At 59.2% G+C, this 15,941-nt stretch carries 12 protein-coding genes; 6 read left to right on the forward strand and 6 right to left on the reverse strand.

From position 1 onward, the window contains the following. Nucleotides 1-58 precede the first annotated feature (58 nt). The 4 genes from ntrC to glnA all read right to left on the reverse strand — a co-directional run bounded on the left by ntrC (nucleotide 59) and on the right by glnA (nucleotide 5,087). Nucleotides 59-1,495 (reverse strand): nitrogen regulation protein NR(I), encoded by a 1,437-nt coding sequence (gene ntrC, locus GIV35_RS00445; RefSeq protein ID WP_003187806.1) that lies wholly within the window; start codon nucleotides 1,493-1,495, stop codon nucleotides 59-61. Further along, nucleotides 1,492-2,577, reverse strand: coding sequence for a nitrogen regulation protein NR(II) (gene glnL, locus GIV35_RS00450; protein ID WP_236264747.1), 1,086 nt, complete (start codon nucleotides 2,575-2,577; stop codon nucleotides 1,492-1,494). The genes ntrC and glnL overlap by 4 nt, the downstream gene beginning before the upstream one ends. A 359-nt stretch (nucleotides 2,578-2,936) precedes the next feature. Continuing rightward, nucleotides 2,937-3,476 (reverse strand): chorismate mutase, encoded by a 540-nt coding sequence (locus GIV35_RS00455; RefSeq protein ID WP_105225446.1) that lies wholly within the window; start codon nucleotides 3,474-3,476, stop codon nucleotides 2,937-2,939. Nucleotides 3,477-3,680: 204 nt separating this feature from the next. Further along, complete coding sequence (glnA, locus tag GIV35_RS00460) at nucleotides 3,681-5,087, reverse strand: type I glutamate--ammonia ligase (RefSeq protein ID WP_003187811.1); 1,407 nt, start codon at nucleotides 5,085-5,087, stop codon at nucleotides 3,681-3,683. Nucleotides 5,088-5,421: 334 nt separating this feature from the next. Here glnA and thiI point away from each other — a divergent pair, with 334 nt between their 5' ends. Both thiI and typA read left to right on the forward strand, forming a co-directional pair. Next, complete coding sequence (gene thiI / locus GIV35_RS00465) at nucleotides 5,422-6,876, forward strand: tRNA uracil 4-sulfurtransferase ThiI (RefSeq protein ID WP_034125541.1); 1,455 nt, start codon at nucleotides 5,422-5,424, stop codon at nucleotides 6,874-6,876. 139 nt (nucleotides 6,877-7,015) lie between these two features. Then, nucleotides 7,016-8,836 carry a translational GTPase TypA gene (typA, locus tag GIV35_RS00470; protein WP_014716526.1) on the forward strand — a complete coding sequence of 607 codons (1,821 nt, stop codon included), beginning with the start codon at nucleotides 7,016-7,018 and terminating at the stop codon, nucleotides 8,834-8,836. Nucleotides 8,837-9,027: 191 nt separating this feature from the next. On the opposite strand, the gene GIV35_RS00475 is transcribed toward typA, so the two are convergent. Continuing rightward, complete coding sequence (locus GIV35_RS00475; protein ID WP_003187815.1) at nucleotides 9,028-9,462, reverse strand: YkgJ family cysteine cluster protein; 435 nt, start codon at nucleotides 9,460-9,462, stop codon at nucleotides 9,028-9,030. 237 nt (nucleotides 9,463-9,699) lie between these two features. Here GIV35_RS00475 and GIV35_RS00480 point away from each other — a divergent pair, with 237 nt between their 5' ends. The 4 genes from GIV35_RS00480 to GIV35_RS00495 all read left to right on the forward strand — a co-directional run bounded on the left by GIV35_RS00480 (nucleotide 9,700) and on the right by GIV35_RS00495 (nucleotide 14,407). Next, nucleotides 9,700-12,150: a glycogen/starch/alpha-glucan phosphorylase gene (locus GIV35_RS00480; RefSeq protein WP_105225447.1), complete on the forward strand. Its 2,451-nt coding sequence runs from the start codon at nucleotides 9,700-9,702 to the stop codon at nucleotides 12,148-12,150. 215 nt (nucleotides 12,151-12,365) lie between these two features. Further along, nucleotides 12,366-13,376 (forward strand): class 1 fructose-bisphosphatase, encoded by a 1,011-nt coding sequence (locus GIV35_RS00485; RefSeq protein ID WP_003187818.1) that lies wholly within the window; start codon nucleotides 12,366-12,368, stop codon nucleotides 13,374-13,376. Between the two features lie 176 nt (nucleotides 13,377-13,552). Then, entirely contained in the window at nucleotides 13,553-13,807 is a 255-nt protein-coding gene (locus tag GIV35_RS00490) for a lipoprotein (RefSeq protein WP_044270662.1), read from the forward strand. 30 nt (nucleotides 13,808-13,837) lie between these two features. Next, entirely contained in the window at nucleotides 13,838-14,407 is a 570-nt protein-coding gene (locus GIV35_RS00495) for a lipocalin family protein (protein ID WP_034117302.1), read from the forward strand. Nucleotides 14,408-14,532: 125 nt separating this feature from the next. On the opposite strand, the gene GIV35_RS00500 is transcribed toward GIV35_RS00495, so the two are convergent. Then, a complete protein-coding gene (locus GIV35_RS00500; RefSeq protein ID WP_213153917.1) occupies nucleotides 14,533-15,897 on the reverse strand; it encodes a formimidoylglutamate deiminase in 1,365 nt (454 codons plus the stop codon). Between the last annotated feature and the right edge of the window lie 44 nt (nucleotides 15,898-15,941).

Below are 15,941 nucleotides of genomic sequence, written 5' to 3' on the forward strand. Positions count from 1 at the left end.
CACACCGTCATCGCGGGCAAGCCCGGCTCCCACACTGGGCCTTCAGCGGTCTTGGGGTTCAGGCCTCATCACCCTCATCATCATCCCCACCATCCACCTTCATCCCCAATTCCTTGATCTTGCGCGTCAGGGTATTGCGCCCCCAACCCAGCAGCACGGCCGCATCGCGACGACGGCCGGCAGTGTGCTTCAGGGCAGTCTCGATCATGATCCGCTCGAACGCTGGCACGGCGCTGTCCAGCAGGTTCGACTGGCCGCGTGCCAAGGCCTGGTCCGCCCATTGGCGCAGCGCCTGTTCCCAGTTGGTCACGGGAGCCGAGTCCTGCGGCAGGCTCAGCAGCTCCGGCGGCAGGTCGCTGATGTGCACTTCACGCCCGGAGGCCATCACCGTGATCCAGCGGCAGGTGTTCTCCAGCTGGCGCACGTTGCCGGGCCACGGCAGGTTCTTGAGGTATTCCTCGGTCTCGCTTTTGAGCAGCTTGGGCTCGACGGCCAGCTCCAGGGCGGCGCGGCTGAGGAAGTGGCGGGCGAGGGTGGGGATATCTTCGCGACGGTCCGACATGCGCGGGATGTGGATGCGGATCACGTTGAGGCGGTGGAACAAGTCCTCACGGAATTTACCCGCATGCACCAGTGTTTCCAGGTTCTGGTGGGTGGCCGCGATGATGCGCACATCCACCTTGACCGGCGTATGCCCGCCCACACGGTAGAACTCGCCGTCCGCCAGCACGCGCAGCAAGCGAGTCTGGGTATCGGCCGGCATGTCGCCGATCTCATCGAGGAACAGCGTGCCGCCGTCCGCCTGTTCAAAGCGTCCGCGACGCAGGTTGGCCGCGCCGGTGAATGCGCCTTTCTCATGGCCGAACAACTCGGACTCCATCAGGTCCTTGGGGATCGCCGCCATGTTCAGCGCGATAAACGGCGAGGCCGCGCGTGGGCTGTGGCGGTGCAGGGCATGGGCCACCAGCTCTTTACCGGTCCCCGATTCGCCGTTGATCAGCACGGTGATGTTGGAATGGCTCAAGCGCCCGATGGCGCGAAACACTTCCTGCATCGCCGGCGCTTCCCCGATGATTTCCGGGGTACGGGTCAGGGTCGGCGGCGCTTCCTGGTTCTGTTGTTCCTGGGCGTGCTGGTTGGCGCGCTTGACCAGCGCCACCGCTTCATCCACATCGAATGGCTTGGGCAGGTATTCAAAGGCGCCGCCCTGGTAGGACGCGACAGCGCTGTCCAGGTCCGAGTGGGCAGTCATGATGATCACCGGCAGGCGCGGGTGCTGCTCGCGAATGCGCGCCAGCAAGTCCAGGCCACTGGCGCCAGGCATGCGGATATCGGAAATGATCACGTCCGGCTGCTGGCGTGCCAGGCGGCTCATCACCCCGTCGGCGCTGTCGAAGCTCTGGGTAGTCATGCCTTCCTGTTGCAAGGCTTTCTCGAGGACCCAGCGGATAGAACGGTCGTCATCGACGATCCAGACAGTTTCACTACGGCTCATGTCGTGGGGGCTCCTTGTTCCAATGGCAGGAAGATCGAGAACGTGGTGTGGCCAGGGTGGCTCTCACATTCGATCAGGCCCTGATGCTGGCTGATGATGTTCTGGGTGATGGCCAGGCCCAGCCCGGTACCGTCCGGGCGGCCGCTGACCATGGGAAAGAAGATGGTTTCCTGCAGCTCCGCAGGAATGCCGGGGCCGTTGTCGATGATCTGGACCTTGGTCACCAGGCGGTGGCGCACATGGCCGATGGTGAACTGGCGCAGGGCGCGGGTGCGCAGGCTGATGCGGCCCAGGCGTAGCTCATTCTGGCTGCTGATGGCCTGCATGGCGTTGCGCACGATGTTGAGCACCGCCTGGATCATCTGCTCGCGGTCGATCAACACGTCGGGAATACTTGGGTCGTAGTCGCGCACCAAGGTGATGCAGCCTTGGCTTTCGGCCTCGACCAATTGGCAGACCCGCTCCAGCACCTCATGCACGTTGGTCATCGCCAAGGACGGCAGCTTGTTGGAGCCGAGCATGCGGTCCACCAGGTTACGCAGACGGTCGGCTTCTTCGATGATGACGTTGGTGTAGTCCTTGAGGTGCTCGTCCGGCAGCTCACGGGACAACAACTGTGCCGCGCCGCGAATGCCGCCCAACGGGTTCTTGATCTCGTGGGCGAGGCCGCGCACCAGCATCTTGCTGGTTTCCTGCTTGGACAACTGCGCTTCCTCCTTGGTGATGCGCAGCAGGCGGTCGCGGGGGTGAACTTCGAGCAGCAGCAGGGTCGCGCCATTGCTCAGGATCGGGGTCACGGCGTAGTCGACGGTCAACGTTTGTCCGGTGAGCGCGGTGAGCATCGCTTCGCGCTTGGTGAACGGGTGTGCCTGCTCCACGGCCTGGCGCAACGAGCTCAAGGCTTCGGCCGACTCGGTGAACAATTCGCTGATGAACTGCCCATGGCTGCGCTGGCCGCTGATCGCCAGGAGCATCTCCGCCGCCGGGTTCATGTACTCAAGACGCAGGTCGGCATTGAGCAGGATGGTCGCGGTGGTCAGGTTGTCGAGTAACAAACGGTGCAGTGCATCGCTGATGGTCATCGGGACCTCTTTTGGAGCAAGGCGCGGGCTTGAGGCACACGCTGATACAAGGAAAATGCAAAAACCAAACCAAGGCTCCGAAAAGAAGCGCTAATGCCCTGAAATAAGGGGTTTAGGCGCGAAACTGTGGCGTTCTGCCAGCCTCAACGGGAAGTTTCGAACCAAAATGGGCTGGGCAATTGAGAAGGGTGCAGACTATCGCACCAATATAGTGCGGTTTTGTGAAGGTTGTTCAGCAACTGAAGATTTAAGGCAAATCGTAGTCAGCGTGGGAGCTGGCTTGCCTGCGATAGCGGTGGCGCATTCAACACCGCTATCGCAGGCAAGCCAGCTGCACACATTTTTAATTGGGTTTGCAGTCACTCGCCTTTGTAGATGCAGAGCTCGGCGGTGGCGCGGATCATCGCCAGTTGGCGCAGCGGATCATTCAGCGGTTCGTGCACGGCCTCGGCCAGCCATTGGGGGCATTTAGGGTCTGTGCGCAAGGGCGTGAAGTCAGCCAGCTGCTGCAGCAGCCTTTTTTGCAGCTCGTCCAATTGCGGGCGGATCTGCTGGACCAAGTCCGGGCGCGGGTCGTCGGGAGCTTTGCCCTGGAACTGCCAATCGGACAGGTGGGTGTATTGCACCAGTTTATTGGCTTCGATCTGTGCGGCGAAAAACTGCTCGGCAGCGGCCGGGTCCAGCTTGTAGCTCGGCGCCTGGGCAGTGACGCTGGCGATCACCTCTTGCTCGCGCTTCTTGTCCTCCACGGGCTTGTGGCTGTCCCACTTGCTCAGTGCTACCTGGTCGGCAATCTCCAGGCGTTCGGCGATGCTGTTGAGCAGGGGTTCCAGCGTAGGCGGCGCTGCGCTCGCACTGGCACTGATGAACAGCAGGGCAAATACAAGTCGATATCTCAAAGGTGATCTCCTGTGGGAGCGGGCTTGCCCGCGATGGCGGTGTGTCAGTGATACAGCAGGTGGCCGGCAGTGCGCTATCGCAGTCAAGCCAGCTCCCACACTTTGATTGGGTTTGCAGAGCTGGCGTAGCGTAACGCCCAGGCAAAAAAAAGACCTCCCGAAGGAGGTCTTTCTCATCACGCTGCCTCAAGCAGCGCTACCGGATCAGCAGCTGTAGTACAGCTCGTATTCCAGTGGGTGTACGAAGGTGCGTACTTTGATTTCTTCTTCGCTTTTCAGGGCGATGTAAGCGTCGATGAAGTCGTCGCTGAAAACGCCGCCTTTGGTCAGGAACGCACGGCCCTTGTCCAGCTCTTCCAGGGCTTCTTTCAGGCTGCCGCACACTTGTGGGATCTCTTTGGCCTCTTCAGGCGGCAGGTCGTACAAGTTTTTGTCGGCGGCGTCGCCAGGGTGGATCTTGTTCTGGATACCGTCCAGGCCGGCCATCATCAGGGCGGCGAAGGCCAGGTAAGGGTTGGCAGCCGGGTCTGGGAAGCGCGCTTCGATACGGCGGCCTTTAGGGCTGTTGACGTAAGGAATACGGATCGAGGCGGAGCGGTTGCGTGCCGAGTAGGCCAGCATCACCGGCGCTTCAAAACCTGGGACCAGACGCTTGTAGGAGTTGGTCGACGGGTTGGTGAAGCCGTTCAGGGCCTTGCCGTGCTTGATGATGCCGCCGATGAAGTACAGAGCGGTGTCGGACAGGCCGGCATAGCCTTCGCCGGCGAAGGTGTTCTTGCCGTCTTTGGAAATCGATACGTGAACGTGCATGCCCGAGCCGTTATCGCCGTACAGCGGCTTAGGCATGAAGGTAGCGGTGCGGCCGTAGGCATCGGCAACGTTGTGCACGCAGTATTTCAGGGTTTGAACTTCGTCAGCCTTCTTCACCAGCGTGTTGAATTTCACGCCGATTTCGTTCTGGCCGGCAGTCGCCACTTCGTGGTGGTGAACTTCAACGGTCTGGCCCATTTCTTCCAGTGCGTTGCACATGGAGGTACGGATTTCATGGTCGAAGTCGAACGGTGGTACTGGGAAGTAGCCGCCTTTCACGCCTGGACGGTGGCCTTTGTTGCCGCCTTCCACGTCCTGGTCGGACATCCACGAGCCTTGCTCGGAGAAAATCTTGAACATGGAGCCGGAGATGTCGGACTTGAACTTCACCGAGTCGAAGATGAAGAACTCTGGCTCAGGGCCGAAGAATGCGGTGTCGCCGATACCGGTGGACTTCAGGTATTCCTCGGCACGGTGGGCGATGGCGCGTGGGTCGCGGTCATAGCCTTGCATGGTCGAAGGTTCGATGATGTCGCACACCAGGATCAGGGTCGGCTCTTCGGTGAACGGGTCGAGTACGGCGGTGCTGTCGTCTGGCAGCAGGATCATGTCGGAGGCTTCGATGCCTTTCCAGCCGGCGATGGAGGAACCGTCGAACATCTTGCCGACTTCGAAGAAGTCATCTTCCAGCGCATCGCGAGCCGGCATGGTCACGTGGTGCTGAGTGCCTTTTGTGTCCGTGAAGCGCAGATCAATCCATTTAACGTCATGATCTTTGATGAGTTGAACCGACTTCGACATGGTGTCCTCCGGGTGGCTTCGGGCTTGGGTAGTGGAGTTAGCCCTTAGAATTTGGGTGATGCCGGCGCGGATACTCCGCCAAGGCAACCTGCCTCACAAGAGAGCAAATTGCATGCCAGTGCGCCAACATGGCCGTTTTGCCTCAAAATAGCCCCTATAACGGTGCAATCGGCAAAAACGGCATAAATCGCGCACTGCAATGTAGCGTTTATTTGTGTAAATGACCCGTTTTGGTGCATTGCGTATGCAATGCATATTAACTGGTTAAACCTTGAGCGATTTCCGCTATAATCCGCGCCCCCCTTTTTCAGCAGGCCCGGCGCGCGCTGTTTCCATGAAATTAATCGTTAAAGTCTTCCCCGAGATCACCATCAAAAGCCGACCGGTACGGACGCGTTTCATCCGTCAGTTGGCCAAGAACATCCGTGCCGTGCTCCGTGACCTGGACCCGGCTGTGGTGGTGAACGGCGTGTGGGACAACCTCGAGCTGGAAACCCGCATTACCGACGCCAAAGCCTTGAAGGACATGACCGAGCGCCTGAGCTGCATGCCGGGCATCGCGCATTTCCTGCAGGTGGATGAGTACCCTCTGGGCGACTTCGACGACATCACCGAAAAGTGCAAGCAGCACTACGGCAGTGCGCTTGAAGGCAAGATTTTTTCGGTGCGTTGCAAGCGTGCTGGCAAGCACCCGTTCAGCTCCATGGATGTCGAGAAATACGTCGGCAGCAAGCTGCGTCGTGAGTGCGGCGCCGCTGGAATTTCCCTCAAAGCGCCACAAATTGAAGTGCGCATGGAAATTCGCGACCAACGGTTGTTCGTGATCCACAGCCAGCACAACAGCATCGGCGGCTACCCGCTGGGTGCCCTGGAACAGACCCTGGTATTGATGTCCGGCGGTTTCGATTCCACGGTGGCGGCTTACCAGATCATGCGTCGCGGCCTGATGAGCCACTTCTGCTTCTTCAACCTGGGCGGGCGTGCACATGAATTGGGCGTGATGGAAGTCGCGCACTTTATCTGGAAGAAATACGGCAGCTCCCAACGCGTGCTATTTGTAAGCGTACCGTTCGAGGAAGTGCTGGGCGAAATTCTCGGCAAAGTCGATAACAGTCATATGGGCGTAGTATTGAAGCGTATGATGTTGCGCGCTGCGTCCCGAATCGCCGATCAATTGCAGATCGACGCCCTGGTGACCGGCGAAGCGATTTCCCAGGTTTCCAGCCAGACGCTGCCTAACCTGTCGATCATTGACTGCGTGACCGAGAAGCTGGTGCTACGCCCGCTGATCGCCAGCCATAAGCAGGACATCATCGACCTGGCAGAGCAAATCGGCACCGCCGACTTTGCCAAGCATATGCCTGAATACTGCGGGGTCATTTCGGTGAACCCCAAGACCCACGCCAAGCGTCACCGCGTGGAGCATGAAGAAAAAGAATTCGACATGGCGATTCTGGAGCGTGCGCTCGAGAACGCCAAGCTGGTGCCAATCGATCGAGTGATCGACGAATTGGGCCAGGATGTGCAGATCGAAGAAGTCAGCGAAGCCCTGGCCGGCCAGATCGTCGTCGACATCCGTCATCCGGATGCCGCCGAAGACGAGCCGCTGGAAATCGCTGGCATCGACGTGCAAACGCTGCCGTTCTACGCACTGAACGCGCGTTTCAAGGAACTGGATAACAGCCGTCAGTACCTGTTGTATTGCGACAAAGGCGTGATGAGTCGCCTGCATGCCCACCATTTGCTCAGTGAGGGGCATGCCAATGTGCGCGTTTATCGACCGAGCTAAGAGCCCGGGGCTGTTTGCCTGTGGCCTGCGTCACCGGCCCCCCGACTCTGCCGTCAAGCTGTAACGGCAAGGCCTGACTCTACTGTTAATCGCTGCCACGACCTGTCAGCACACCGAATCCTCTGATCGAGATACACAAGTGATCGAAAATCTACGTAACATCGCCATCATTGCTCACGTTGACCATGGTAAAACCACCCTGGTAGACAAACTCCTGCGTCAATCCGGCACCCTGGAGCGCAACGAGCTCAACGACGAGCGCGTGATGGACTCCAACGACCAGGAAAAAGAGCGCGGTATTACCATCCTGGCAAAAAACACCGCTATCAACTGGAACGGCTACCACATCAACATCGTGGATACCCCGGGCCACGCCGACTTCGGCGGCGAAGTAGAACGCGTAATGTCGATGGTTGACTCCGTTCTGCTGCTGGTTGACGCTCAAGACGGCCCTATGCCGCAAACCCGTTTCGTGACCAAGAAGGCTTTCGAAGCCGGCCTGCGTCCGATCGTGTGCATCAACAAGGTTGACCGTCCAGGCGCGCGTCCGGACTGGGTTCTGGACCAGATCTTCGATCTGTTCGATAACCTGGGTGCCACCGAAGAACAGCTGGACTTCCAGGTCATCTACGCCTCGGCCCTGAACGGTATTGCTGGTCTTGACCACACCGACATGGCTGAAGACATGACTCCGCTGTACCAGTCGATCGTCGACAACGTACCAGCACCGAAAGTCGACCGTGAAGGCCCGTTCCAGATGCAAATCTCGGCACTGGACTACAACAGCTTCCTGGGTGTTATCGGCGTTGGCCGTATCGCTCGTGGTAGCGTCAAGCCGAACACCCCGGTTGTCGCTATCGGCGCCGACGGCAAGAAGCGCAACGGTCGTATCCTGAAGCTGATGGGTCACCACGGCCTGCACCGCATCGACGTTGAAGAAGCTTTCGCTGGCGACATCGTATGCGTGAGCGGTATGGACTCGCTGTTCATCTCCGACACCCTGTGCCAGCCGGACAACGTCGAGGCGATGAAGCCTCTGACCGTTGACGAGCCAACCGTTTCCATGACCTTCCAGGTAAACGACTCGCCTTTCTGCGGTAAAGAAGGCAAGTTCGTGACCTCCCGTAACATCAAGGAGCGTCTGGACAAGGAGCTGCTGTACAACGTTGCTCTGCGCGTTGAAGAAGGCGACTCGGCTGACAAGTTCAAGGTCTCCGGCCGTGGTGAGCTGCACCTCTCGGTACTGATCGAAACCATGCGTCGCGAAGGCTTCGAAATGGGTGTTGGTCGTCCGGAAGTGATCATCCGTCAAGTTGACGGCGTGAAGCAGGAACCGTTCGAAAACGTCACCATCGACACCCCTGAAGAATCCCAGGGCAAGGTCATGGAAGAGATGGGCCTGCGTAAGGGCGACCTGACCAACATGGTGCCGGATGGCAAAGGCCGTGTGCGTCTGGAATACAACATCCCTGCTCGTGGTCTGATCGGTTTCCGTAACCAGTTCCTGACCCTGACCAACGGTGCTGGCATCCTGACCTCGATCTTCGATCGCTACGACACCATGAAGTCCGGCGACATGTCCGGCCGTCAGAACGGTGTTCTGGTATCGGTAGAAACCGGCAAGGCGCTGACCTACTCCCTGGAAACCCTCCAGGCGCGTGGCAAGCTGTTCGTTGAACACGGTCAAGAGATCTACAACGGTCAGATCGTTGGTCTGAACAGCCGCGACAACGACATGGGCGTGAACCCAACCAAAGGCAAGAAGCTCGACAACATGCGTGCTTCGGGCAAAGACGAAACCATCGCTCTGGTTCCACCTGTTCGCTTCACCCTGGAACAGGCCCTGGAATTCATCCAGGACGACGAGCTGTGCGAAGTCACGCCTAAGTCGATCCGCCTGCGTAAGAAGATCCTGGACGAAGGCGAGCGTACCCGCGCTGCCAAGAAAGCCAAGAACTGAGTTAACTCAGGCTGAATGAAAAACGCCCCCGGTCGAAAGGCCGGGGGCGTTTTTTTATGCCTGCAGAATGTGGGTTGTCTTTACTGGCCTCATCGCAGGCAAGCCAGCTCCCACAGTTTGATTTGTGAACACGTTCAAATGTGGGAGCTGGCTTGCCTGCGATGGGGCCCTCAAGAGCCCCGCAACGCTGATCAGAACTTGTCGAGGGTCTTGAAGTTAGTTTCGCGCACCACTTCCTTGGGCTTATACGCGCAATACCCCGGCCGCGGCCCGATTTTCGGGTGGTTACGGCACGTATCCGGGCGCTTGTCATAAATAGTGCAAAAGCGCGTCTTACGATCCAGGTACAGGCAGTCGTTGTTGCTCATGCGCTGCAGGGTAAAAATTTCGGACTTGTTGTTGTACCGCTCGACGATGCCTTCTTTCTGCAAACGCTTGGCGATGTTCTTCGGCGGATCGCCGCGCTCGAACTCATCGACGATGCCAATGCGGATCAGGTCCTTGATCTTCACCTCCACCGGCAGCGTGCAGCAGCTGGACACGCAGCCGCCGCACATATGGGCGGAATATTTCTGCCAGGTCTCTAGACGGTCGAGTTCCGCGGCGGCGATCAGTTGAGGCTTCATCAAGGTTCCAAGGTGGGGCGTTATCCGGGCGCGCGATCATACCGGGATTGGTGGTTTTTTGAACAATATTTTGCAGCTTTCAGCTCAAAGGTTTAGCCACGGTCTGATCGGGCACGACCCCTGCATCAAATTCAGCCCATGGCCAATGAGTTAAAAAACTGCCGAACCAGCACGTCTACCGTCTGTCAGACCGACTAGGCTCTAGCAACTCCTTCAATCTCGCCCGAGGTCGCACCGATGTCTCAGGAACCGCTTGCACGAGAAGCAGAGGTAGCCGCATTCCGCGATGCTGTCTTGACCAAACTCACCTACGCGGTGGGCAAGGACCCGGATCACGCCTTCGACCATGACTGGTTCGAAGCCATTGCCCTGGCCGCCCGCGACCAGATGGTCGATCACTGGATGGACCACACGCGGCGTATTTATCGCAAAGGCCAGAAGCGCGTTTATTACCTCTCTCTGGAATTTCTCATTGGCCGGTTGCTCTACGACAGCCTGAGCAACCTGGGTGTGCTGGAGATCGCTCGCGAAGCGCTGTCGGAGCTGGGCGTGGATCTGGAGCGCATCCGCCTGCTGGAGCCCGACGCGGCGCTCGGCAACGGTGGCCTTGGTCGGTTGGCGGCGTGCTTTATGGAAAGCATGTCGACCTTGGGGATTGCCGGTCACGGTTATGGCATCCGTTATGAGCACGGCTTGTTTCGCCAGGCCATTGTTGACGGCTGGCAGCAGGAACAGACCGAACGCTGGCTGGATTTCGGTAACCCTTGGGAATTCGAGCGCGCCGAAGTGATTTACCCGATCGGCTTTGGCGGCAGCGTCGAAACTGTCGCGGACGCCTCCGGCAAGATGATCCAGGTGTGGTCACCCAGCGAAACCGTACGTGCTGTTGCCTATGACACGCCTGTCGTCGGTTGGCGCGGCGCCAGCGTCAACACCCTGCGCCTCTGGCGTGCGCGGGCTGTAGAAGACCTGCACTTGGAGCGCTTCAACGCCGGTGACCATTTGGGCGCCGTCGCCGAAGTGGCCCGTGCCGAAAGCATCTCCCGAGTGCTTTACCCGGCCGACAGCACCGAAGCAGGGCAGGAACTGCGCCTGCGCCAGGAATATTTCTTCGTCTCCGCGTCCCTGCAGGATTTGCTGCGCCGCCACAAGAACATGCACGGTTCGGTGCTCAGCCTGGGCGAGCACGCCGCCATCCAGCTCAACGACACCCACCCGTCCATCGCCGTGGCCGAGTTGATGCGCCAACTGGTCGACCTGCACGATGTACCGTGGGAAGCCGCGTGGGATGTCACCGTCGAGACCCTTTCGTACACCAACCACACCTTGCTGCCCGAGGCCCTGGAAACCTGGCCTGTCGGTTTGATGGAGCGCATGCTGCCGCGGCACATGCAGATCATCTACCTGATCAACGCCCAGCACATCGACTCGCTGCGTGCCAAAGGCATCCACGACTTTGATGTCTTGCGCGCTGTGTCGCTGATCGAAGAAGACAACGGCCGCCGCGTGCGCATGGGCAACCTGGCATTCCTGGGCTCCCATAGCGTCAACGGCGTGTCCGGTTTGCATACCCAGCTAATGCGCAGCACGGTGTTCTCTGAACTGCACAAGCTCTACCCCGAGCGCATCAACAACAAAACCAACGGCATTACCTTCCGTCGCTGGTTGTACCAGGCCAACCCCAAGTTGACCGATATGCTGGTGGAAGCCCTGGGCCCGGATATTCTGGACCAGCCCGAGCAGCGTCTTATCGAGTTGGAACCCTTTGCCGAGAAACCGGCCTTCCGCAAAGCGTTCGCTGAACAGCGCCTGCACAGCAAGCGCGCACTGGCGCAGATCATCCATGAGCGCCTGGGCATTGCGATCAACCCGGCGGCGATGTTCGACGTGCAGGTCAAGCGCATCCATGAATACAAGCGCCAACTGCTCAACCTGCTGCACACCGTGGCGCTGTACCAGGCGATCCGTGCCGAGCCGGGCATCGATTGGGTGCCGCGGGTGAAGATCTTCGCCGGTAAGGCAGCGGCCAGTTATCACCAGGCCAAGCTGATCATCAAGCTGACCAACGACATCGCCCGCACCGTCAACAATGACCCGACCGTGCGCGGTTTGCTCAAGGTGGTGTTCCTGCCCAACTACAATGTCAGCCTGGCGGAAAGCATCATTCCGGCAGCGGATTTGTCGGAGCAGATTTCCACGGCCGGCTTTGAGGCGTCGGGTACCAGCAACATGAAGTTCGGCCTCAACGGTGCGCTGACCATCGGCACCATGGACGGCGCCAACGTGGAGATGCACGAGCGGGTCGGCGCCGAGCACATGTTTATCTTTGGCCTCAGCGCCCAGCAGGTAGAAGCCCGCAAGCACGCCGGCGAGTTCAGCGCCGGGCCGGACATCGCCGCGTCCCATCGCTTGAACGACGTGCTGCAAGCGATCCGTGGCGGGGTATTTTCGCCGGATGACCCGGGCCGCTATGTGGGCCTGATCGATGGGCTGATCGACTACGACCGCTTCCTGGTGTGTGCCGACTTTGACGCCTACTGGGACGCCCAGGCGCGGGTCGAGGCGCATTGGCACGACTCCAAGGCCTGGTGGCGCTCGGCCGTGCTCAACACAGCGCGCATGGGCTGGTTCAGCTCGGACCGCACCATCCGCGAATACGCCACAGAGATCTGGAAAGCCCTCGACTGACCGCCGCGTTTAAAAATGTGGGAGGGGGCTTGCCCCGATAGCGGTTGATCAGTCACTCATGCATTGACTGAATGACCGCAATCGGGGGTAAGCCCCCTCCCACATCAAGCCTGGTCGTGAACTCTATTGGCGTTAAATCCTCTGATTAGAGGAAATCAGCCCCGACTCGCGCTAAACTGCGCGGGTTTTTAGCCCCCCATTCTCCGGAGCCGTCCATGTCCCGCGTTACCTTGAGTCGCTATTTGATCGAGCAGACCCGCAGCAACAACACGCCTGCCGATCTGCGCTTCCTTATCGAAGTGGTGGCGCGTGCTTGCAAGGAAATCAGCCACGCCGTTTCCAAAGGCGCACTGGGCGGTGTCCTGGGCAGCATGGGCACTGAAAACGTGCAGGGCGAAGTGCAGAAGAAACTGGACGTTCTGTCCAACGAAATCCTGCTCGAAGCCAACGAATGGGGCGGCCACCTGGCCGGCATGGCGTCCGAAGAAATGGACAATGCCTACCAGATCCCAGGCAAATACCCGAAAGGCGCATACCTGCTGGTATTCGACCCACTGGACGGTTCGTCCAACATCGACATCAACGCACCGGTCGGCACCATCTTCTCGGTACTGCGTTGCCCCAACGAATACCTGAGCCAGAACGAAGCCCTGAACGAAAAGGCCTTCCTGCAACCAGGCACCGAGCAGGTTGCTGCCGGCTATGCGATCTACGGCCCACAGACCATGCTGGTGCTGACCCTGGGCGACGGCGTCAAAGGCTTCACCCTGGACCGTGAAATGGGCAGCTTCGTGCTGACCCACGAAGACATTTCGATTCCTGCCTCTACCCAGGAATTTGCCATCAACATGTCCAACCAGCGCCACTGGGAAGAACCGGTGAAGCGCTACGTCAACGAGCTGATGGAAGGCGAAGAAGGCCCGCTGAAGAAGAACTTCAACATGCGCTGGGTGGCCGCGATGGTTGCCGACGTACACCGCATCCTGACCCGTGGTGGCCTGTTCATGTATCCGCGCGACAGCCGCGAGCCGTCCAAGCCGGGCAAACTGCGCCTGATGTACGAAGCCAACCCGATGTCGTTCCTGGTTGAACAGGCAGGCGGTGCGTCTACCGACGGCCACCAGCGCATCCTCGACATTCAGCCTGAAGGCCTGCACCAGCGTGTGGCGGTGTTCCTGGGTTCGAAGGAAGAAGTTGAGCGCGTGACGGCCTATCACAAGAAGTAAGCCGTAACGAGCGGTGAGCCGCTGTATTGTGAGATGGATCACCGTTAAAGAAGCCCCGAAACGTTTCAGCGTTTTCGGGGCTTTTTTGTTTTCGCTCGTCGGGAACCAGACACCCCTTTTCCCTTCTAAGCTTCTGGCAGATACCCCAGCTGCTTTGTCTCTCCAGGAGCTTTTCCATGTCTATACGCCGTCTCGCCCTGCTGGCTTTTTGCGTGCTCTTAGCCGCTTGCAGCAAGGTCACCCAAGAAAACTACCAAAAGCTCTCAGCCGGCATGGCCAAAGCCGAGGTGGAGTCGTTGCTGGGCAAGCCAACCGATTGTTCCGGCGCACTGGGCATGTCCAGCTGCACCTGGGGCGATAAAAGCAGCTTTATCAGCGTGCAGTACGCCGGTGACAAAGTTCTGATGTTTTCCGGGCAAGGCCTGAAGTAAACCGGGGCGCGAGCCTGCGGGAGAAGAAGAATGATGCGTTTTGTTTTGTTCCTTTGCGCCAGCCTGTTTTTGGCGGGCTGCGCCAGCCATTCTGGCGATGATCTGCAACCCAAGACTGCGAGCAACGTCAACCTCAAGCGTTACCAGGGCACTTGGTATGAGTTGGCCCGGTTGCCGATGTACTTCCAGCGCAACTGTGCGCAATCCGAAGCCCGCTATACCTTGCTGCCTGATGGTGACATGTCGGTTTTCAACCGCTGCCTGACGCCTGAGTGGAAGTGGCAAGAGGCCAAAGGCACGGCTACGCCGCAGGTACCAGGCAAGACCGACAAGCTGTGGGTGGAATTCAATAACTGGTTTACATCACTGTTGCCGGGCGTTGCCAAGGGCGACTACTGGGTGCTGTATGTCAGCGATGACTACAAGACCGCCATCGTCGGTAGCCCGAGCCGTCGTTATATGTGGATCCTGTCGCGCACGCCGACGGTGAGTGCCGATACCCGCGAAGACCTGCTGAGCAGGGCGCGACAGCAAGGCTATGACACCACGCGGTTGATCTGGCGTACGTCGGATAAGCAGATGGCGAAGACGTCTCAGTAATTTGCAGCCCCCCCATCAAATGTGGGAGCTGGCTTGCCTGCGATAGCATCAACCCGGTGTAACTGAAGTACCGAGGTGTCTGTATCGCAGGCAAGCCAGCTCCCACAGTTGTTATGGGTTGGTCGTCAGTTCAGCAAGTCCTTCAGGACCTGGGTGAATGCCCGGCTGCTGTCTTCTTCGCCAGCATGATGCCCATCTCGCACCACCCATTTGCCATTGACCAGTACATCGCGTACTTGCCGATCACCACCGGCAAATAGCCAGCGGTTGAGAATTCCATCCTCACTGGCCGTCGCCAAGTACGGGTCGCTACCGTCCAGCACTATCCAGTCCGCACGCTGGCCCACTTGCAGTCGACCAATCGGCTGGCCCAGCGCTTGTGCGCCACCGTCCAGCGCAGCATCGAACAGCGTGCGACCCACCATCGGTTGGTCACTGCGATACAACCGATTACGCCGTTGATCGCGCAGGCGCTGGCCGTATTCCAGCCAACGCAATTCTTCCACCACGCTCAGTGACACATGGCTGTCGGAACCGATGCCCATGCGGCCGCCCTGAGCGAGGAAGTCCACCGCCGGAAAAATCCCATCGCCCAGGTTGGCCTCTGTGGTCAGGCACAAACCGGCAATCGCTCGGCTGTTGGCCATGCGGGTGACTTCGTCGGCATCGGCATGGGTGGCATGCACCAGGCACCAGCGATCATCCACCTGGACATTGTCATACAGCCACTGCAACGGGCGCTTACCGCTCCAGGCCAGGCAGTCGTCGACTTCTTTTTGCTGTTCGGCGATGTGGATATGCACCGGGCAGTTTTTGTCACTGGCGCCCAGCACGGTATGGATTTGTTCGGGGGTTACGGCGCGCAGGGAGTGGAAGCACAGGCCCAGTTGCTGCGCCGGTTGTGCCGCCAGAATGGGCTGCAGGCGTGCTTGCAGGTCCAGGTAGTTTTCAGTGCTATTGATAAAACGTCGCTGGCCTTCATTCGGCGCTTGGCCACCAAAGCCCGCGTGGGTGTAGAGCACCGGCAGCAAGGTCAGGCCGATCCCGCTGCTGGCGGCCGCCTGGCTGATCTGGCGGGACAGTTCCGTACGGTCGGCATAGGGCTGGCCGCTGAGATCGTGGTGCACGTAATGGAACTCGGCCACCGAGGTGTAGCCGGCCTTGAGCATTTCGATATACAGCTGGCGGGCGATGACCTGCAACTGCTCGGGGTTGATCTTGCCGACCATGCGGTACATCAAGTCGCGCCAGGTCCAGAAACTGTCATTGGGGTTGCCGGCCACTTCGGCCAAGCCCGCCATGGCGCGCTGGAAGGCATGGGAATGCAGGTTCGGCATGCCCGCCAACACTGGGCCCCTGAGCCGTTCCGCGCCTTCTGCACTGGCATTGGGCTCAACCTTTGTCAGCAGGCCATCGGTGCTGACTTCAAGACGTACATCGTTGGCCCATCCATTAGGCAGCAGTGCGCGTTCGGCAAAGAAAGCGGACATGATCAAGGCACCCCGGTCGTGTGTTTATTTGTATATACATATAC

The organism is Pseudomonas sp. PA-1-6B (genome assembly GCF_021609545.1).
GTDB lineage: Bacteria > Pseudomonadota > Gammaproteobacteria > Pseudomonadales > Pseudomonadaceae > Aquipseudomonas > Aquipseudomonas fluorescens_BV.